The sequence below is a fragment of the Kribbella sp. NPDC051718 genome (assembly GCF_040681515.1).
In the GTDB taxonomy this organism is placed as follows: Bacteria; Actinomycetota; Actinomycetes; order Propionibacteriales; family Kribbellaceae; genus Kribbella.
This window is the reverse complement of sequence record NZ_JBFAYZ010000001.1, coordinates 1,012,159-1,031,068: the sequence shown is the minus strand read 5'-3', so window position 1 is coordinate 1,031,068 and position 18,910 is coordinate 1,012,159. Positions and strand designations below refer to the sequence as shown.

Annotated in this window: 19 protein-coding genes; 5 read left to right on the top strand and 14 right to left on the bottom strand. The window is 68.3% G+C overall.

From position 1 onward, the window contains the following. Window positions 1-57 precede the first annotated feature (57 nt). From AB0M15_RS05030 to AB0M15_RS05020, 3 genes are read right to left on the bottom strand one after another with little or no spacing between them, the layout of a single operon-like run. Window positions 58-219 carry an Imm49 family immunity protein gene (locus AB0M15_RS05030; protein ID WP_363814005.1) on the bottom strand — a complete coding sequence of 54 codons (162 nt, stop codon included), beginning with the start codon at window positions 217-219 and terminating at the stop codon, window positions 58-60. Beyond that, window positions 185-832 (bottom strand): hypothetical protein, encoded by a 648-nt coding sequence (locus AB0M15_RS05025; protein ID WP_363814003.1) that lies wholly within the window; start codon window positions 830-832, stop codon window positions 185-187. The genes AB0M15_RS05030 and AB0M15_RS05025 overlap by 35 nt, the downstream gene beginning before the upstream one ends. Next, window positions 829-1,428, bottom strand: coding sequence for a TetR family transcriptional regulator C-terminal domain-containing protein (locus AB0M15_RS05020; protein WP_363814001.1), 600 nt, complete (start codon window positions 1,426-1,428; stop codon window positions 829-831). Before AB0M15_RS05020 ends, AB0M15_RS05025 begins: the two co-directional genes overlap by 4 nt. A 78-nt stretch (window positions 1,429-1,506) precedes the next feature. On the opposite strand from AB0M15_RS05020, the gene AB0M15_RS05015 reads away from it, so the two are divergent. Genes AB0M15_RS05015 through AB0M15_RS05005 form a run of 3 tightly spaced genes read left to right on the top strand, consistent with a single transcriptional unit; the run spans window position 1,507 to window position 3,390 of the window. Further along, window positions 1,507-2,052 carry a 2TM domain-containing protein gene (locus AB0M15_RS05015; RefSeq protein WP_363813999.1) on the top strand — a complete coding sequence of 182 codons (546 nt, stop codon included), beginning with the start codon at window positions 1,507-1,509 and terminating at the stop codon, window positions 2,050-2,052. Window positions 2,053-2,093: 41 nt separating this feature from the next. After that, the gene (locus tag AB0M15_RS05010) at window positions 2,094-2,735 is read left to right on the top strand and encodes a Pr6Pr family membrane protein (protein ID WP_363813997.1); all 642 of its coding nucleotides are present in this window, start codon (window positions 2,094-2,096) and stop codon (window positions 2,733-2,735) included. Between the two features lie 7 nt (window positions 2,736-2,742). Further along, a complete protein-coding gene (locus AB0M15_RS05005; RefSeq protein WP_363813995.1) occupies window positions 2,743-3,390 on the top strand; it encodes a methyltransferase domain-containing protein in 648 nt (215 codons plus the stop codon). Between the two features lie 62 nt (window positions 3,391-3,452). Here the strand turns inward: AB0M15_RS05005 and AB0M15_RS05000 are convergent, their stop codons facing one another. Beyond that, window positions 3,453-4,100, bottom strand: a complete 648-nt coding sequence (locus AB0M15_RS05000) for a transglycosylase family protein (RefSeq protein WP_363813993.1) — start codon at window positions 4,098-4,100, stop codon at window positions 3,453-3,455. Between the two features lie 872 nt (window positions 4,101-4,972). Between AB0M15_RS05000 and AB0M15_RS04995 the strand changes: the two genes are divergently transcribed. Then, window positions 4,973-5,572 (top strand): response regulator transcription factor, encoded by a 600-nt coding sequence (locus AB0M15_RS04995; protein ID WP_363813991.1) that lies wholly within the window; start codon window positions 4,973-4,975, stop codon window positions 5,570-5,572. Between the two features lie 4 nt (window positions 5,573-5,576). Here the strand turns inward: AB0M15_RS04995 and AB0M15_RS04990 are convergent, their stop codons facing one another. The 6 genes from AB0M15_RS04990 to AB0M15_RS04965 all read right to left on the bottom strand — a co-directional run bounded on the left by AB0M15_RS04990 (window position 5,577) and on the right by AB0M15_RS04965 (window position 14,929). Then, window positions 5,577-7,265: an ABC transporter ATP-binding protein gene (locus tag AB0M15_RS04990; RefSeq protein WP_363813989.1), complete on the bottom strand. Its 1,689-nt coding sequence runs from the start codon at window positions 7,263-7,265 to the stop codon at window positions 5,577-5,579. After that, entirely contained in the window at window positions 7,262-8,923 is a 1,662-nt protein-coding gene (locus AB0M15_RS04985; RefSeq protein WP_363813987.1) for an ABC transporter ATP-binding protein, read from the bottom strand. Before AB0M15_RS04985 ends, AB0M15_RS04990 begins: the two co-directional genes overlap by 4 nt. Then, the gene (locus AB0M15_RS04980) at window positions 8,920-10,881 is read right to left on the bottom strand and encodes a prolyl oligopeptidase family serine peptidase (RefSeq protein WP_363813986.1); all 1,962 of its coding nucleotides are present in this window, start codon (window positions 10,879-10,881) and stop codon (window positions 8,920-8,922) included. Before AB0M15_RS04980 ends, AB0M15_RS04985 begins: the two co-directional genes overlap by 4 nt. 137 nt (window positions 10,882-11,018) lie before the next feature. Next, complete coding sequence (locus AB0M15_RS04975; protein ID WP_328330177.1) at window positions 11,019-11,156, bottom strand: SapB/AmfS family lanthipeptide; 138 nt, start codon at window positions 11,154-11,156, stop codon at window positions 11,019-11,021. A 4-nt stretch (window positions 11,157-11,160) separates the two neighbouring features. Further along, complete coding sequence (gene lanKC / locus AB0M15_RS04970) at window positions 11,161-13,722, bottom strand: class III lanthionine synthetase LanKC (protein ID WP_363813984.1); 2,562 nt, start codon at window positions 13,720-13,722, stop codon at window positions 11,161-11,163. 238 nt (window positions 13,723-13,960) lie between these two features. Beyond that, window positions 13,961-14,929, bottom strand: a complete 969-nt coding sequence (locus tag AB0M15_RS04965; RefSeq protein ID WP_363813982.1) for a hypothetical protein — start codon at window positions 14,927-14,929, stop codon at window positions 13,961-13,963. A gap of 103 nt (window positions 14,930-15,032) precedes the next feature. Between AB0M15_RS04965 and AB0M15_RS04960 the strand changes: the two genes are divergently transcribed. Further along, complete coding sequence (locus AB0M15_RS04960) at window positions 15,033-15,308, top strand: DNA gyrase subunit A (RefSeq protein WP_363813981.1); 276 nt, start codon at window positions 15,033-15,035, stop codon at window positions 15,306-15,308. Between the two features lie 199 nt (window positions 15,309-15,507). Here the strand turns inward: AB0M15_RS04960 and AB0M15_RS04955 are convergent, their stop codons facing one another. The 4 genes from AB0M15_RS04955 to AB0M15_RS04940 form a co-directional block, all read right to left on the bottom strand. Beyond that, window positions 15,508-16,572, bottom strand: coding sequence for an ABC transporter ATP-binding protein (locus tag AB0M15_RS04955; protein ID WP_363813979.1), 1,065 nt, complete (start codon window positions 16,570-16,572; stop codon window positions 15,508-15,510). After that, entirely contained in the window at window positions 16,569-17,387 is an 819-nt protein-coding gene (modB, locus tag AB0M15_RS04950) for a molybdate ABC transporter permease subunit (RefSeq protein WP_363813977.1), read from the bottom strand. Before modB ends, AB0M15_RS04955 begins: the two co-directional genes overlap by 4 nt. 262 nt (window positions 17,388-17,649) lie before the next feature. Beyond that, entirely contained in the window at window positions 17,650-18,435 is a 786-nt protein-coding gene (modA, locus tag AB0M15_RS04945) for a molybdate ABC transporter substrate-binding protein (protein ID WP_363813975.1), read from the bottom strand. Beyond that, window positions 18,435-18,830 carry a helix-turn-helix transcriptional regulator gene (locus AB0M15_RS04940; protein WP_363813974.1) on the bottom strand — a complete coding sequence of 132 codons (396 nt, stop codon included), beginning with the start codon at window positions 18,828-18,830 and terminating at the stop codon, window positions 18,435-18,437. Before AB0M15_RS04940 ends, modA begins: the two co-directional genes overlap by 1 nt. Window positions 18,831-18,910 lie beyond the last annotated feature (80 nt).

Genomic DNA, 18,910 nt, shown 5'->3' with positions numbered 1-18,910 from the left:
CCACGCAGGACAACCTTTTAGTCAGGGTTCAGCGAATCTTCTCGGCCCCCGGCCCGATCACCGGATGAGACGCTCCGGCAGGTACTCCGACCTGACGGCGAAAGCGATCCCGCGTTGCCGCGCGATGGCCGCCAGGCAGAGCGGTCCAAGCGCGATGAAACCGAGTGGGTCTCGCGCGTTGGGCTCACCCGGGTTGGCCTCGCAGCCGGTGCGACCCAAGTGTCGCGACGAGCTGCTCCTCGAACCCTCCGTCGAGCACTGTCTGGGCGAGTTTCAGCAGCGGCAACTCGATGTGCTCGTTCCACGGTCCGAGCAGGGAGTGGCTGAGGTAGAGCTCCTCGATCGCCGACCGCAGCAGCTCACCCGCATGCGGATCGCCGGTGACGAGCGCGTGGAACGCGTGCAACACCGTCGAGTTGCCGAGGCTCGCGGCGGTCAGCTCCAGCGACTGCTGATCGTCCAGTACCGCGGCTCCCAGCACCGCGAGCTTCTCCAGGAAACCGGGGTCGCGTCGTTCGGTCGCGCGGTCGAACTCCACCTCCTGGCCGGCGAGTGTGACCGTGAAGGTGCCGGGGCCGGCCGCTTGCCTGACCAGGGTGGCGGCGCCGCTGCGGACGTACAGCTCGAGGAGATCGGACAGTCGCTCGTCGTTCGGGGTGAGCAGCTGGCGCAGGCCCAGCTCCTTGGCGGCGTCGGTCATGACGAGCTTCACGTGCTGGGGCCGGGTGGCCAACGCCTCGATCTGCCACTCGAGTGGGTCCAGGTCGTCCAGGTACTCCTGGAACCAGGTGAGGTCGTCGCGTGGGCCGTGGCGGTCGATGGTGGCGGTCACGGCTGGAGCTCTGTCAGGTGTCTGCGGAGGATGTCGCGGACACGGTCCGGGGTGCTGGCCGTGGGGTCTACCGCGGCGTGCAGAGAGAGGCCGTCGATGAGGGCGTGCAGGCGGTCGGTCTCCAGGTCGATGCGTAGGTCCGGGCGCAGGATGCCGGCCTGGGACAGGGAGTTGAGCAGGGAGGCGCAGAGGTCGCGGAGGCCCTGGTGGACCGGGGCGAGTACCTCGCGCAGGCCGCCGGCGCCGGACTCCGCCTGGGCCTGGGCGATGAAGGAGAGCCAGATGTCGAACTCGGCCTGTCGCTCGGGGTCGAGCGGGATCACCTCTTCCAGGAAGCGCAGTACGACGTCGGGCAGCGGGCCGGTGGTGTCGAGCGCTCTGATCCGGTCGCTGACTCGGCGGGACACCAGGTCCATCGCGAACGCGATCAGCCCCGCCTGGTCCGGGAAGTAGTAGCGGACGGCGCCGGCGGACCAGCCGGCCTCGGTGGCGACGGAACGCACCGACGCGGCGCGGATGCCGTCCCGGCGGACCACCCGCCAGAGCGCCTGGGCGATCTCCTCGCGGCGGGTGTCGTGGTCGACGATCTTCGGCATCTGCCCTTTTTAGCACAGCCGTGTTAGAGTCGGTTGTATAAACACAAGCGTACGAAATAAACGGAGGGGTGAGTCCTCGTGCTGCTCGCTGTGATCGCCGGCTGTGAGATCGGCTTCTGGGTGCTTCTCGCCGCCGGCATGGTGACGCGCTACTTGCTCCGCCTGCCGCGCCTGGGCATGGTGCTGCTCGCGATGGTCCCGCTGGTGGACGTGGTGCTGCTGGTCGCCAGCGTGATCGACATCCGGTCCGGCGGTGAGCCGTCGTTCAAGCACTCGCTGGCCGCGATCTTCATCGGGGTCAGCGTCGGCTTCGGCCACCAGAGCCTGAAGTGGGCCGACGGCTGGGCGGCGTACAAGCTGGCCGGTGGGCCGCGGCCGGTCAAGCTGAAGAAGGGGACTCGGGAGAAGGCTCAGCACGAGCGTCGCGGCTGGTACCACCACGTGCTCGCGTACGGCGTCGGGGTGGCTGTGATGATCGTGCTCGGCCTGCTGTCCGGCAAGGGCTTCGACGCGCTGCTGGGCCCGGCGTGGACCTGGACGATCGTGCTGGTGATCGACGGGTTCGTCTCGTTCAGCTACGGCGTCGACGAAGAAGAGAAGAAGAAGGTCGAGCAAGCCGTCTGACCTCCCCGCCAGACCCGTTCCCACCCCGTAGATTGCTGGCCATGACAAAGGCGGGACGGGTCTGGTCCGGTGTCACGGCGCTGGTGGTTGCAGTGGGTGTGGTCATGCAGTGCCTGGTGACGGCGACGTCCACCGGCGGCGAGGGTTTCTACAAGGAGAATCCCGAGCGGGTCCTCAACGTCTTCGCCTACTTCACGATCCAGTCGAACCTGTTGCTGGGTGGGACCTGCCTGCTCCTCGCGCTCGGTCGCGGCGGGGAGGGCACGCTGTTCAAGACGCTTCGGCTCAACGGCGTGCTCTGCATCGCGGTGACCGGGATCGTGTACCACCTGGTGCTCGCCGGCAGTGACAGCTTGTCCGGCTGGGCCTGGGTCGCGAACCTCCTCGTCCACACGGTCACTCCGCTGCTCGGCGTACTGGGGTGGTTGCTGACCGGGCCGCGCGGGCAGACCGACAACAGGATCGTCGCCTGGTCGGTGGTGTATCCGCTGCTCTGGGTCGCGTTCACGCTGATCCGCGGCGAGGGGACCGGCTTCTATCCGTACCCGTTCATCGACGTCAGCCTGCACGGTTATGGCCGGGTCTTGCTGAACTGTCTGTTCGTCGCGCTACTGTTCCTCGCTCTGGCAGCCGGGGCCACCCTTCTCGACCGCCGGCTCAGCAGACGACCCGTCCGGAGGTAGCGTCCACGTGTTGGTGACATCTCGCTCGTACGCCGAGTACGAGGCGATGTTCGACTTGACCGAGTTGCCCGATTCGATCCTGGACTGCTGTGCGGGCGGGTCGAGTTTCACCGCTGAGGCCGCTGCCCGGGGCGTCGACGCCGTGGCGGTCGACCAGGCCTACGAGCTGCCGACGTCGGAGCTCGTCGACACGGTACGCCGCAGCCTGCCGCAAGGCGCGCAGATCGTCGACCAGCACGCGGCCAGCTTCGTCTGGCATTGGTACGGCGATCCGGGCCGCAAGGACGACCTACGGATCGAGGCGGCGGATCGCTTCCTGCAGGACGTGACGACGGCGCCTGAGCGGTATGTCGCGGGCAGTCTGCCGGAATTGCCGTTCGAGGACGGGCGATTCGACTTGGTGCTGTGCTCGCACCTGCTCTTCACCTGGGCCGACAAGTACGACCGCGACTGGCATCTCGCCGCGTTGAAGGAACTCGTCCGGGTCAGCCGTTCCGAAGTACGGATCTTCCCGCTCGTGCAGCAGGGCGCGGGTGACGCGGTTCCGTACCTGCCCGACCTGCTGGACGACTTGCGGCCGGTGCGATCCGAGATCCGCAAGGTGCCGTACGAGTTCCAGGTCGGTGCGGACCAGATGCTGGTACTGACCCGCTGAGAGAGGACTGCGGCCGCGAGCGAGGGTTGGGGTCTGCCCGCGGGCCGCAGTGCTCGGTTGGGTCAGCGCAGGTACTTCCCGCAGACCGGCCACGGGGAGGCGCCACGCTGGGCGTAGAGCTTCTTCGCGCGCATCAGCTGCTCGGCTGCCGACGCCTTGGTCGGGTTGCCGGTGCCGCCGACGCTGCGCCACGTCTGCAGGTCGAACTGGAACAGGCCGTAGTAGCCCGCCGGGTTCACGGCCTTGGGGTTGCCGCTGGACTCGCAGTTGGCCACCTTGGCCCAGGCACCACTGAGATTCGCACTACCGCTGCTGCCGGTCGAGGGGCGATCGTTCGAGCGGGTCGGGCGAGCCTTGTAGGTCTTCTTGTGGACCGTGGACTTCTTCACCGTCCGGGTCTTGTGGACGACCCGCTTCTTCTTCTCGGTCTGCCGGACGGCGGTCGCGGTCACGCCGTCGAGCTTGAGGGTCTGACCGATCAGGATCAGGTCCGGGTTCTTCAGGTTGTTCAGCTTGGCGAGCTGGTGCCAGTCGGCGCCGTTGGCCTGGGCGATCTCCGACAGCGTGTCACCGGCCTTCACCTTGTAGTCGGCGGCGAACGCGCCACCCGCTCCTGCGGCGGTGATCCCGGCGCCGAGGCCGGCGATCGAGAGGGTCCGGACTACCCGGCGGGTACTTCGCCGGGGGCGGGCATGTCGTGCTTTGGACATCAGGGTTCTGCTCCTCATGAGCTGGGGCATGGTGGATTCTCAGCCCGGATGATTCAGCCGCGTGCGCACTTGCCCCGAGAACCAGCGCTCCGGGCAAGTGCGGCCGGAGTGAGGTGAAGGTGGACGTCACCTGGGTGCGTGAGGCTCGGATCACCGGCCGCTCGTACTCTGCAGCCGAACCGGGCTCCGCAGTCTGGTGAGGTACCACTCCCTTCGAGGGGTGCAGGGGACGGGCATCCGGGCAGATCACGAGACAGCGTCCGAATGATCACGCATCGGTAACGACGTGATCGGCCCATCGTGCTCGAAGCAACGCCGGAGCGCAAGAGGGATCCGCATTTCCGCAGAAGATTTCGCAGACTCCGAAGATCCCGAAAACCCAACAACAGAACGGTTTCCCGCCTGAAACAGATCTGTTTCAGCGCCCGTCCGCGCCACCCGGTCAGCCGACTCCGCCAACTGTTCAGCCAACCAGTGTGGGCTTGAACACCTATCGGCGACCTTGAACACGATATTTCCTGTTCAAGGTCCCCTTTAGGTGTTCAAGGTCGCCGGTGCGTGTGCAAGCCCACCACTGGTGGGCTTGCACAGGTGGCGGTGGGCTTGGACACGATATTTCGTGTTCAAGGTCGCCAGTTCTTGTTCAAGGTCGCGATTTCATGGTCATGGTCGCCAGTTCTTGGTCATGGTCGCGACTTCTTGGTCGAGGTTGCCAGGGCGGCTGTTCTCGGGTTGGGGACAAGCGCTTGCTTGAGGCACGGAACCGGATTCACCCGTGCCCTCCGAGGAGTTCGCTCGTTGAGGGAAGGACGGGACCGGGCCGACGCCTGGGCGGTGCCGTGCTGAGGCAATCGACGTGATGGGGGCGTGCGGTGATCCGAGTAGTCCTCGGCCACCGCGGCACGATGGTGCGAGGTGCACTGGCCGCGGTGTTGTCCCGAGAGAACGACCTGGACGTGGTGGCCGAGGTGGAGTCCTCGGACGAGGTGATGGTCGCGGTCGGCCGGCGGCCGCATGTCGTGCTGCTCGATCCGCAACTGCCCGGCAAGCTCGGGATCGAGGACCTGTGCCGCAAGCTGACCGGCCGCGGCGTGCTCGTGCTGATCGACCACGAGGCGATCGCCGCGACCAGCCTCGCGCTGGTCAAGCAGGCGCCGCGGATCGGGCTGATCGCGACGGACTCGTCCACCGACCAACTGGCTGAGGCGGTGCGCGACGTCGCCAAGGGGTTGCCCGTGGTCGACGTCCGGCTCGCCGTCGCCGCGCTCAAGGCGGGTGACAACCCGCTCACCGACCGCGAATGCGAAGTACTGCGGCAGGTGACCACCGGTGCGACCGCGCAGGAGATCGCCCGGACGCTCAGCCTGAGCGCGGGCACAGTGCGGAACTATCTGTCCCGCATCCTCGCCAAGACGGGGGCGCGCAGCCGCATCGAGGCGATCCGCAAGGCCCAGGACGCCGGCTGGATCTGACGGCTCACGAGGCCGGCTGGATCTGATCGGCCGCGGGTTGCCAGTGGCCGAGGAGTTCGCGGTAGAGCGGTGAGGTCCGCAACAGCGTCTGGTGGGTGCCAATGGCTGCCTTGTTGCCGTCGAGGACGAGGATGCGGCGAGCCCGCAAGGCCGAGCTGATCCGGTGCGCGATCACGATCAGCGTGCCGCCGCGCTTGGCGAAGGCCTCTTCCGCGCGCCGCTCTGCCTCTGGATCGAGGAAGCAGGTTGCCTCGTCGAGGACGACCAGCGGCGCCGGTGACAGGTAGGCGCGCACGAGTGCGATCAGCTGCCGTTCGCCCGGGGACAGTTCGCCCGGTCGCACCCGGGCGCCGAATCCGCCGAGCCGTTCGACCAACCGCTCGGCGCCGATGGCGTCGACGGCCTGCATGACCTCGGAGATCGTGGCGTCGGGCAGCAGGTAGGTGAGGTTCTCCATCAACGGTCCGCTGAAGACGTACGCCTCCTGCGGAATCAGTATCCGCGTCGTGGCCAGCCGCTCCACTGGTACTTCGCTGGGCGGTACGCCGCCGAGCGACAGCCGGCCACTCGTCGGCGCGAGCATGCCGCAGACGAGCCCGGCAAGAGTGGACTTGCCGATGCCGCTCGGCCCCACCACGGCCAGATGTTCGCCTTCGGCCACGGTCAGGTCGAGCCCGTCGAGCACAGGATCCGCGGACGGCCCGTAGGCGAAGGTCAAACCACGCAGCCGAAGCTGGTAGCCGTTCACCTCGTCAACTGGTCGCAGCGCGGGCGTCGGCGCCGCCGAATCGAGAATGCGGCCGAGCGTGATGACATAGCGCAGCCCGCTCTCGCCAAGCGCACCCATCACCGTGCTCAGCGCAGGCTGCAGACCGACGAGTACGTAGGTGAGACCACCGAGCAGCGTGCCGGTACTGATCCCGCGACCGACCAGCCAAGGACCTGCCGCCATCAGGATCAGCAGCGGTGCCCAGCCGCCGACCGCGAAGCACAACGTCCGCAACGCGGCCACCTTCGCGAGGGACCGCTCGGCAGCCGCCTGCGCCTCGATCGGCTTCCCTACAAGGGCTTCCGCGAACTCCTCAGCTCCAGTCGCCGTGATGTCCCGTACGCCGCTGAACGTCATCCCCGCTGCAGTCGCCAACTCCTCATCGGCCTGCAGCGACGCCCGCACCCGATCGGCCGCCATCCCGAGCACCGCCAGCGACAACGCGAAACCGATCAGGAACGGCGGTACGACGAACGCCGCGACCAAAGGCGCCAACGACAACAGCCCGACCAGTACGCCGAGCAGCGTGACGGCGAAGTTGCGGATCACGAGCACGAGACCGGCGAAGGTGTCGCGGACGATCTCGACCTGGCGGTTCAGCCGGGCCACCGCTGCCTCGTCACCGGTACGCAGGGCACCGCCGACGACGCGGCGGACGAGGTCGTCTCTCAACGGCTCGACCAGGTGGCCGAGACGGCCGTAGACCTGGTGGGAGCCGGCCGCGCCGAAGCAGGCCGCTGCGATCAGGCCGCCGAGCCAGGCGATCCCTTGCCAGGCGCGGCCGTCGAGGAAGTTGTCCGTGGCGTGGGCGACCGCGACACCGTAGATGGCGGTCGGGAGGATGTCCGGGATCGACCAGAGGGCGAGCTTGATCGTGGATCGTTTGCGGAGGGCGGCGGCGCCGTAGGCGAGCTCTCGGTTCATCCGAAGACCTCGCGGTAGGCGGCGTCCTGCCATAGCTCTTGGTGCGGGCCGACCGCGCGGACCTGACCGCCGTCGAGCCAGACGACGAGGTCGGCGCGGGCGGCGGTCGCGGTCCGGTGGGTGACGATCAGGCGGGTGCGGCGGTGGCGGTCCTCGGTCAGCGTCTTGCTGATCTGCATCTCGGTTGCGGTGTCGAGGCTCGAGGTCGCGTCGTCGAGCACCAGTAGGCGGCTTGCGGGCCAGGCTCGGGCGAGGCCGAGACGCTGTCGCTCGCCACCCGACATAGGGGCCTTGGGCAACGGAGTGAAGTAGCCGTCGGGGAGGCGGCTGACGAAGTCGTGCGCGTGGGTGGCGCGGGCGGCGGCCAGCGTGCGGACCGGGCCGACGGCGTCATGTGAGATGGCGTCGCCGACAGTCGTGCCGACCAGAGTCGGGCGCTCGAAGGCGCAGCCGACCGCAGTACGGAGGGCTTGGCGGTTGAGGGCCTGGAGCGGTACGCCGTCCAGCAGGACCTGGCCGAAATGGGGGTCGCGGAGGCGGGCGGCCAGCCCGGCCAGGATGGACTTGCCGGCGCCGCTGGGGCCGACCACGGCGACGGTCGCGCCGCCGGGGAGGTCGAGATGGACGTCTCGCAGCAGGGCCGATTCTTCGCCGAAGACGGTGACGCCGTCGAAGGTCAGGCGGCCGGGGCCGGGTGGCAGCGTGAGCAGGCCGTGGGCGACGGGGGTGATGGCGAAGACCTCGGCTGCGCGCTGGATGCCGGCCCGGGCTCGGGCGATCTCGCCGATCACGCCGGTGAGGCTGCCGAGGCCGGCGCCGAGTACGGCGTACTGGCTGGCGGCGAAGAGTTCGCCGGCGGTGATGCGGCCGTCGACCAGTTGGAGGCCGCCGACGGCTAGAACTGCGACGAGGACGAGCGGGCCGACGATGGCGGCTTGGGCGCCGGAGCGGGCCAGCACCTTCCAGGTCTGCAGGCCGTGTTTGTGGAGGTCTGGGAGGAAGCCGAGGATGCGGCGCTCTTCGCGGGCTGTGGTGCCGGCGGAGGTGATGGTGCGGAGGCCGGCTACTGCTTCGGTGAGGAGGGCGGAGATGCGGCCCTGGGTTTCCTGGTAGGCGAGGCTGAGCTCGGCGGTGCGGCGGGCGAAGACGAAGAGGACGCCGACGACGAGGATGACGCCGCCGAAGAAGGCGACGGCCAGCCACGGGTCGATCAGGGCGAGCAGGACGAGGCTGCCGATCGGAGGTGCCATGGCGGCGACGGTGGTGACGGCTGCAGGGCCGGCTTGGGCGGCGTCGGAGGCATTGCCGGAGACGCGGCTGACCAGGTCGCCGGGGTCGAACTCGCGGGTGCCTTCGGGGCCTCCGTTGACAACCTGGTTGACGAGGCGATGGCGGAGCCAGGCGGTCGTACCGGCAACACACGCCGTGCCTGCGAAGGCGTCGATCAGACTGCAGACGATGCCGGTGGTGATGAGTGCGGCGGCGATGGTGAACCACTTGCCGTAGTTGTCACCGGCAACGATCGCATCGACCGAATGCCCGAGCACAGAAGGCAAAGCAAGAGCCACCCCACTACCGGTCAGCGCGGTGAGGCCGATAACCGGCAGCCATCCTCGCCCATGCCGAGCGACGGCACCAAAGGTGGCAGGTGCGGTCATCGGATCAAGCCGGTGTGGTGGGCCAGGAAGGCGAGCATGTCGGCGGCCAGGCCGATGCCTTTGCTGGCTGATCCGCCGGCGTGGCCGGAGTCTTGTTCTAGGCGGAGCAGGACAGGGCTGTTGGTGGCGTGTTGGAGGGCGGCGCACATCTTCCTTGCGTGCAAGGGATCTACCCGGGTGTCGCCGCCGAAGACGGTGAAGAGGACGGCGGGGTACTTCACGCCGGGCTGCACTCGGTGGTACGGCGAGTACGACAGCAGGTTGGTCAAGTGAGCCGGGTCCGAGGCTGAGCCGAACTCGGGCACCCAGCTTGCGCCGAGGCCGGAGTGTTCGTAGCGGACCATGTCGAGCAGTGGCGCGGAGAGGACCGCGGCAGCGAAGAGTTCGGGGCGTTGGGTGAGGGCGGCGCCGACCAAGAGGCCGCCGTTGGATTCGCCGCACAGAGTCAGCTGGTCGGGAGTGGTCCAGCCTTCGGCGATCAGAGTTTCGGCCGCGGCGAGGTAGTCGTCGAAGACGTTCTGCTTCTGGTCGAGCATGCCGGCCTTGTGCCAGTCGTCGCCGCGCTCACCTCCACCGCGCAGAGTCGCCGTGACGAAGATGCCGCCGGCCGCCACCCAGGCGAGCGCGAAGGCCGAGTACGTCGGGGTCAACGACTGCCCGAAACCCCCATATCCGTAGAGGATCGCGGGCCGCGGACCGTGCTCACCCGGCTTGCCGACGACCAGCAGTTGCAGCTCGGTACCGTCCGGTGAAGTGAAGTCGACCTGCCGCGACTCCGCGTCCGCGACTCCGATTGCACCAGGCGGCGGCGACCACAGGGTCGTCCGGTTCGAGGTCACGTCGTACTGGTAGACGGCTGACGGCGTCACGCTGTCCGTGTAGGAGAACCAGACCTGGTTGTCACCCTCCGGCCGGCTCACCAGCGAGCCGACCGAGCCGACGCCAGGCAACGGGACATCGTCCAGGTAGCGCCCGGTGACCAGGTCGTGGATCGCGATCTCACCGACAGCGTTCCGGGTCCGCCCGACGAGCACCACCTTGTCGAGGATGGCGAGGCTGCTGAGCGGAGCCTCGGGATCGGCCGGGACGTAGTCGCGCCAGACGGTCGGATCCTCGGGGTCGCCGACACAGATCTTGCCGGTCGGCGCATCGCGGGTCGTCACGACGTACAGGCGGCCCTCGCGGCACACCGACATGATGGTGATCGCGTCGACGCCTTGCTGGACGACGGCCGGCGGCTGGTCCGTCGTGAGATCGGCGAGCCAGAGATCGTTCGCGGTCCCGCGAGCCGCCGAGATCGTCAGCCAGCGGCCGTCGGCACTGAGATCCAGCCCGTACGCCGCTTCGCCGGGAAGTACCCGCTCGTCGTCGGACCGGCCGAGGATGTGATGCAGCACCTGCCGGAATCGCACGTAGTAGAAGGACTTCCCGTCCGGCAACCAGGCGACCGGGGAGTAGCGGCAACCATCGATCGGGCCGTCGACCACAGCGCCGGTGGCGACGTCGAGGACGTGCAGGATCGACTGTTCGTCGCCGCCGCGCGAGATCTGGAAAGCGAGCAGGGTGCCGTCGGGGGAGGGCTGCCAGCTGTCGAGCGTGGTGCGGCCGGTCGGGTCGAGTTGCTGGGGGTCGAGCAGGACCGCGTCATCGACGTACAGGACCGGATGTTCCTGCGCGGCGGAGCGGCGGAGGACGAAGCAGCGATCGCCGCGCCAGACGGGAGTGGAGACGGAACCGACGCTCGACAGTGCTCGGACCCGGTTGCGGAGCTGGTACCGCCCGGGGAGCGTGGTCGCGTGGTTCAGCCAGAGCTGGTCCTGGATCGCCTGCCAGGCTTGGGTTTGCGGCGTGGCGGCGTCTTCCAGCCAGCGATACGGATCGGGGATCGCGTGGCCGTGCAGATGATCGACGAGCGGCAGACGCTCGGCGTCGGGGTAGCTCAGGTCGGGGTGTCGCACGGGTGCCTCCTCCCGAATGGGAACACAGGTTCGGCCCTGGGTGGGAATGCTGCCCACCCAGGGCCCCCGGAACCTGAGGGTTCACGCCGCCTTGGTCATCACTCACCGACGTCCGGCGGCGCTGCCTCGTAGTCCGATCAGTGGCAGAGCAGAAGGCTCAGGTTGCTCGGACGCTGGGAACCACAGCCCAGCACGGTGAGCGTGGAGCCACCGTGGCCGTGCCCGCCGTGACCGTAGCCCGGGGTCTCCAGACCCTGAAGGTCGAGAAGTGCCATTTGTTTACACCTCCTTCGAGATGAGTAGGGACGGGGACTCGGACCACTGGGGAGGTCCGAGGAACGGGAGGGTGACGCGCTGCTCGTGCAGCGCCGCACCCAGGGCCAGCAGGACGCCGGCCGATCCGGTCGCCAGGTCCATCGAGAGACGGAGCAACTGGTTGCCGGGGTACGCGAGGCCGCCTTCGAACGGCATCGCGTGCCAGCCGAGTCCGCGCACCAGGTCGGTGGTCTCGACCCCGAGCGCCGGAGCGGCGAGGAGAAGACCGGCGCGACCCATGAACAGGCCTGGCTGGACGTAGTAGGAGCAGCGGGTGACCCGCCGCAGGGGGTCGAGCTGCGCGGCCAGTTCCGACTCGGGCCGGAGCTCGAGGAACCGTCGCAGGACGAGCGCGATCCCGGCCGAGCCCTCTTCCAGATAAGGAAGTGTGCGCCAGCCCTGGTTCACCTGGACCGTGCCGTCGGGAGTCTGGACGCAGCGCCGGATGTCCTGCCCGAGGGCGATCTCCGCAAGGTCCAGCAAGCCGGTGTCGCCGGTCAGCTCGTAGGCCTCGAGGAAGAGCAGGGCCGGTCCGGACGAGCCGTACATCAGCCCGGCGCGCGGCTTGTCGCCGCCGCTGGTCTCCGGTACGTCGGTGACGTCGCCGAGCCGGTCTGCCACCAGGTCGACCACGTGGATCGCCTTGGCCCGCAGGACTGGCTCGCCGGTGAAGTGCAGCAGGTTGAGGCCGATGCCGGCCAGGCCGCTGTGCAGGCCGAGCTCACGCGTCTCGAGCTGGTCGGACAGCGTTCGCTCGACGAGGTCCAGTGCGTCCTGCTCGTGGCCGAGGCCGTTGAGGACATGGGCGACGCCGTGCAGCCCGTCGTACAGGCCGGGGCCGATCTCGCTGGTGAGGGCGTGCTTGCGCAGCCAGTCCTCGTACTCCGGGAAGCGCCCGGCCCCGGTTTGGTCGAGAGCGTAGAGCACGCCGGCCGCCCCGGTCGCAAGGTTGGTGCCGCCGCCGGGCTGGAACTGGGCGATGTCGCCGGGGAACAGCCGGTCGTCGCGCTCGGGAGTCGCACTCGCGATGATCGCCTTGGTGAGCGCCGCTCGTACGTCGGTCCATTCCGCCTGACCTGGCAGCGCGAGCGACTCCATCTCCGGGTCGCTGGTCAGCGTGGGGCCGACGATCGTGCGGACCGCCTCGTCGAGCGTCTCGCGCGGCACCGGGAAGGTGTCGGCGATCATGTCGGCGAGCTGGAAAGCCTTGCCGGGATGGAGATTCAGCAGCATCGTCGTCTGCGGCGCGAACAGGCCGAGCGTGATGCAGGCGAGCGCGTAGAGATCGACGTCAGGACCTTGCCGGTCGCCGGGAGCGGCATATCCGGGATGGGCGAGCGCGGACCGCGCCTGGTCCTCGACGAGCGTCGCGACTTCGAAGTCGATCAGCACCATCCGCTCACCGTTGCTGAGCAGCACGTTGTCCGGGTGGAGGTCACAGAAGACGACGCCACGGCCATGCAATTGAGCGACGGCGGCCTGGACGTCGGCGACCATCCGCGCGGCCCAGTCGGCGTACTCGGCCAGCTCGGTCTCGGTCGCGTCCGGGTGGGTCAGCGGATAACGGCTGACCAGCTCGCGCTGGAGCGGGTTCGCGTCGACGAACTCCTGGACCAGGAAGTGGTGCTCTCCCAGCTCGAAGTAGTCGTGCACCTTCGGGACCACGTCCAGGCCTTCGAGGCGCTGCAGGATGTCGCGCTCGTGACCGACCCGGGCGACCGCGTCGCGGCCGCTCATGTCCAGCCCGGCGAGCGGCCGGCCTTCCTTCAGTACGACCTTCGCGCCGGTCTCGTTGTGGTGGCCGAGGTAGACGCCGCCGCCGTTGGAGAACTGGATGACGCCTTCGATCGTGTACGCCAGCTCGTTCGTGGTGACCGCGTTGCGGGCGTCCAGATGCTCTTGCAGGAAAGGCGGCAGGGCGACCCACGGCGGCATCGAGAAGGTCGGGCCGCGATGATCCGGAACGAGCCGGCCGCTGTCGTCGGCGAGGGCGAGCACCCGCTCGCCACCTTCGTTGAGGCAGTACCGGCTGACGAAGGCGCCGTACCGGACGAAGAGCGGGCCTTCGGCGTACCGGAGGTCGCTCAGGATGTACGGGCCGCGAACCCCTTGCAGGAGGCCGTCGAGCTCCTTGAGGACGAGCTCCAGCTGGGCCTCGTCGGCCGGGTAGATGGTGACGAGTTTGCCGCTCGAACCGCGCGGGGCGGACTTCGAGTTGACCATCAGCATCACGGGCTCGTTGCGCAGGAACTTGAACCCGATGCCGCGGGGGACGCAGTAGTCCCACACCACGGCCAGCGTCTGCTCGGCGTCCTCGAGTCCCGAGGAGACGTGGATCTTCCAGCCCTGGGCCGGCAGCTCGAGACCGTCCGGCGCGTAGTGCATCCAGGTCTCGCCGGGGACGTGGCTCCAGCCGGCCGGGACCGGTCGCGCACAGAGCGCGAAGTCCGGGTGCTCGGCGCCGCGGTTGGTCGGGGAGTCGTAGAACCGCCGGTCGGCCAGGCAGTAGAGCTCGTAATTTTCCATGGCGATTCGTCCCCCTCTCATTGGTGTGCCCGGCACATCTTGGGCAACGGGAGGAGGGCTGGCGTAGTGCATGACGTCACGACTAGACCGTGAAGAACTCACACCCTACGGATGGGTAAATAACCACTCTTTGTTACATGGTGATCACTTTGAGCGGTGAAAGCCCTGTTACATCATGCCAGTTCGTGGCGGTGACGTAACAGGGCGTAACTTGTCGCTGCCTTCCTCGTGGCGGCTGCTACTCGGCCGATCGGTGCTGCTGGCTGGCGAAGTAGGCGACCTTGCGGGCCCGCATCACCTCGCCCAGCGGGCGGTGCTCGACGAGGGCGTTCCAGGGGTCGAACTTGGCCGACTCGATCTCCTTGTCGAAGGCCGGCTCGGGGTGCTGGCGCGGAATGGTCAGCTGGCCGACGGTCAGGTACGGCGCGTCCCAGACCTGGGCGGCGTCCTCGATCGGGGTGTGCTGCTCGTCGGTGAAGAACTGCACCTGGAAGTCGTAGACCAGCGGGCCTTGGTCGAGCCGCTGGTAGATGTCGGCGGCCCAGTCCTCGCTCGCTGCCGCGTTGACCTGGTCGGAAGCGGCGGCCAGCTTCACGCGGACGGCGTACGGGCCGAAGGCGACCGGGGCGGCGCTGAAGAAGTCCTGCGTGGCGAAGCCGCTGAAAGGTTCTTTGAGCGCCGCCTGGACGAGTTTGAGCTGGGGGATCATGCCGGGGTTCTCGAGCACCCGCAGCAGCAGCTTGCCCGGCGTGCTGCCGCCGGTGGTGACGACCTTGGCGAAGTCCTCGCTGGTCGCCGAGCTGAATCGCTCGTGGTTGATCAGCGCGAAGTCCTGCGAGGCGGCCTCACCGCCGAGCGCGCCCTTGCCGCTGACACCGAGCACCTTGATGGAGAAGCCGCGGATGTCCGGCGCCCGATCCGGCGCCCGGTTGAAGCCGCCGTTGGAGAGCCGCAGCCAGGTGTCGTACTTGTTCTGGATCGCGAAGATGCCCTGCTTGGCGTGCGCGGGCAGGTCACCCGGCACGTCCAACGTCGCGCGCAACGCAGCCAGCTGCTTGCGGTGCAGCGCCCGCCCGGTCCCGAACTTCTCGTCCTTCCGCCCCTGCATCTCCACAAAGGCCTTCCCCTGCGCCTCGTGCCGCGCACCCTCCCCAGGCTCGATCACTTCACGCCATTCAGTACTCGGCTCGGCCACGGCTTCTCCCATCGGGTGGATCCAGCGGTCCCACCCAGTATCCGCCCTCCCAACCGTTGCACCAGGCAACCGGCCGCCCCTTGGCCTCCCCGGAGCAGCCGGGCATGATCGGCTGATGACATCGGAACTGGAACCGGCTGAACAACGAGTGCGGATCTTCGAGGCCATCCTGCTTGCGGTAGACCGCCGCACCGAACTGCTCGACCTCGTGGCGAGCTCGACATCGTTGGACGAGTCACTGCAGGCGGTATCCCGCGAGTTCGACCTGGACGACATCCAGGCCCAGGCCGTCCTGGACCTCCAAGTCCGCCGCTTCGCCACCAACGAACGCGCCAAGATCGTCGAAATTCTGGCGTCGGCCCGCGAGCACGTCGCCCACCTGCGCGGGTGAAGCTCACCTTCCCCGGACGGTTGTTGGTGGTGGGTGGACCGCCAGTGCATCAAGCGAGGGCAGTCGATGGTGGGGTTGGGCGCGTCGGGACCGTGTGGCGTGGGTTTGATGGCGTAGCGGTCCGCCCGGTCCACCACCGACCCGCGAAGTTTTGGGATGGGTGGGAGCTGCGACGTAGGAACTGCGTGGGGGAGCCGTACTAGGCCGGGTACGTCTGGACTTCGGTTGCTTTGAGGGTGGCGTGGAGTTTTTGACCGGGGGTCAGGTGGAGGTCGGCCACTGCTGCGGTGGTGATGTCGGCCAGCAGGGTTGCTGGGGCGGGTGCGTTGTGGGGGATCAGGCGGACGCGGACGGTGTGGGCGTGTTGTTCGATGCCGGCTACCTGCATGGGCCAGGTGTTGCGGGGGGTGCCGGTGGGGGGTTCGGGGTAGAGGCTGACGGCCGAGGGTGGGAAGGCTACGAAGACCTTGCCCTCGGATGGGGTGGCGATGGTCAGGGTGCCGCCGTCATCGAGCGTGACGGTGGTGTTGGCCGCTGTGCCTCGGTAGAGGTTGAGGCCTACCAGTTGGGCGACGTACTCCGTGCGCGGGCGGCGGGCGATCTCTGTCGGGGCGCCCTCCTGGACGATGCGGCCCTGCTCCACGATGACCAGGCGGTCGGCGAGGACCATCGCGTCCAGCGGGTCGTGGGTGACGAGGAGGGTGCGTCCGTCGTACCGCTGGAGATGCTGGCCGAGTTCGGCGCGGATGTGGAGGGTGGTGCTGGCGTCGAGGGCTGCTAATGGCTCGTCGAGTAGTAGTAGGTCGGGGGAGGTGGCGAGCGCCCGGGCTAGGGCTACGCGTTGGGCCTGGCCGCCGGAGAGGGAGCGTGGGCGGGTTTTCGCGTACTCCGCCAGTCCGACCGTGTCGAGCCAGCGGGCCGCGGTGGCGCGGGCCGTGCGCTTGTCGGTGCCGCGGGCGCGGAGGCCGAAGGCGACGTTCTCGAGGGCGCTCAGGTGGTCGAAGAGCAGGTAGTCCTGGAACACGACTCCGATCGGGCGGTGATCGGCCGAGCGGAAGGTTCTCGGTGGCTCGTCCCAGAGGGTGTCGTCGAGGCGGATGCTGCCGTCGGTGATCGGGAGGAGTCCGGCGATCGCCCGGAGGGCGGTGGTCTTGCCGGCGCCGTTGGGGCCGAGGAGGGCGACCACCTCGCCTGGTTCGACGGTCAGGTCGAGGTCGAGGCGGAAGGCGTCCCGGGTCACGTGCAGGTCGGCGTACAGGGTCATCGGAGACCACTGATCCAACGCTCGCGCAGGCAGGCCAGTACGACGACCGACACCGCGAGGAGCACGATGCTGAGTACTACGGCGACGTCGGGGTCGGACTCCAACGCCAGGTAGACGGCGAGCGGCATCGTCGTCGTACGGCCGGGGAGGTTGCCGGCGAAGGTGATCGTCGCGCCGAACTCACCAAGCGCCCGGGCCCAGCACAGCACCGCCCCCGCCACGATGCCCGGCGCGATCGACGGCAAAGTAACCCGCCGGAACGTCAGCCACCGCCCAGCCCCCAGCGTCGCCGCCGCTTCCTCGTACCGCGGGTCGGCAGCTCTCAACGCACCCTCCACGGAGATGACCAGGAACGGCATCGCCACGAATGCCTCCGCGACGATCACCCCGGCAGTCGTGAACGGCAACGTGAACCCGAACCACAGATCCAGCCGCTCACCCACCAGCCCCCGCCGCCCAAGCACCAACAGCAACGCCACCCCGCCCACCACCGGCGGCAACACCAACGGCACCGTCACCAACGCCCGGATGATCCCCCGCCCCGGCAACTCCGCCCGAGCCAACAACCAAGCCAACGGCACCCCAAGAACCAAACAGATCACCATCGCCGACGTCGCACAGACGAGCGAAAGCCTCAACGCCTCCCCAACCTCCGCACTGAACAACCGCTCCGGCAACGTCCCCCAAGGCGCCTGAGCCAGCAACCCGATCAACGGGACCAGCAGGAAGGCGAGGCCAAGCAGAGCAGGCAGCAACAACACAACAGGCAGTCGCCCACCAATCCGCTGCCGCCGAGCCATCACGCCACCCAACATCTCATCTCACCTGCCAAACCCCGCCGCCCCGCGCTGCGCGCGGGCCGGCGATGGATGTAGAGCGGAGTCCACGAGCACGACCGGACTGTGGGAGTCCACAGGGCCCCACGGGGCTGTGCGAGCCCACAGCCCCTCGGGGCTGTGCGGGGTCCACTAGGCCGTGCCGGCCATTCCATGTCGGTTCTGCGCTCCGCGCTGCTCGAACAGCGGGGTGTATGTCCCCCATCACCGCGCTCCAGCGCGGAGCGCTGGAGCGCGGTTCTCACGGGGCTTCGAAGCCTGCGTCGGTTAGGACTTTGGTGCCCTGGGCGGACAACACGTAGTCGACGAAGGACTTGGCGGTGTTGGGGTTCTTGGAGTTGGTGAGGGTGGCTATGGGGTATTCGTTGATGGCTTTGGCGGCCTCGGGGAACTCGATGCCTTCGACCTTGTTCTTGGCGGCCAGGACGTCGGTCTTGTAGACGAGGGCTGCGTCCACCTCGTCCAGGCTGACCTTGGTGAGGGCCGCCTTGACGTCCTTCTCGAGGGTGTCGGGCTGGGGGGTGAGGCCGGCTGCTTCGAAGACCTTGTCGGCGGCGGCGCCGCAGGGGACCTCTGCCGCGCAGAGGGCGATCTTGCGGTTCTTGTCGGTGAAGTCCTTCAGGCCGGTGATCTTGCCCGGGTTGCCCTTCGGGACGGCGATCTCCAACTCGTTCTTCACGAACGTGGTCGGGGTGCCCTTGTCGGTGACCTGGTCCATGTTCTTCGGGGCGGCCGAGGCGAAGACGTCGGCGGGGGCGCCCTGGTTGATCTGCTCTGCGAGCGCGGAGCTGCCGGCGAAGTTGAAGACCACCTTGACGCCGGGGTGCGCGGCCTCGAAGTCCTTGCCGAGCTGGGTGAAGGTCCCGGTCAGCGACGCCGCCGCGAACACGTTGATCGTGCCCGAGAGGCTTGCAGTACTGCTCGAGTTGCTGGACGGAGACGAGGCCGCCGGGGTGTCGTCACCGCAGCTCACCAGGGTCAGGGCGGCAACGGCAGTGACGGCGGTTGCGAGGGTACGGCGGAACATCAGGCCTCCGGGATCTCGACGACGACATGGGTGGATTTGATGGATGCGACGGCGATCACGCCCGGCTCCAGGCCGAGCTCGTCCGCCGCTTCCCGGCTCATCAGCGACACGACCCGGAACGGACCGGCCTGCAGCTCCACCTGAGCCATCACGCCGTCCTTGACGACGCGCGTGACGATGCCGCGCATGCGGTTGCGGGCGGACGCGGCCGTGATGTTGCCCGGTTCGGGCGACTCCGCCAGCTCCTGCGCGAAGGCGGCCAGCGCCGCGCCCTCGACGGCCATCCGGCCGCTCTCCTGTACTACCGGCAACCGCCCCTGGTCGACCCACCGGCGCAAGGTGTCATCACTGACTCCGAGCAGCGCAGCAGCCTCACTGATCCGCAAATTCGGCACGAACCGCATCTTATCGCCGCATCTGCGCATTCTGTATGCCATTTTCCCTTACCGACCGCCAACGCGAGCGTCGTCACAGC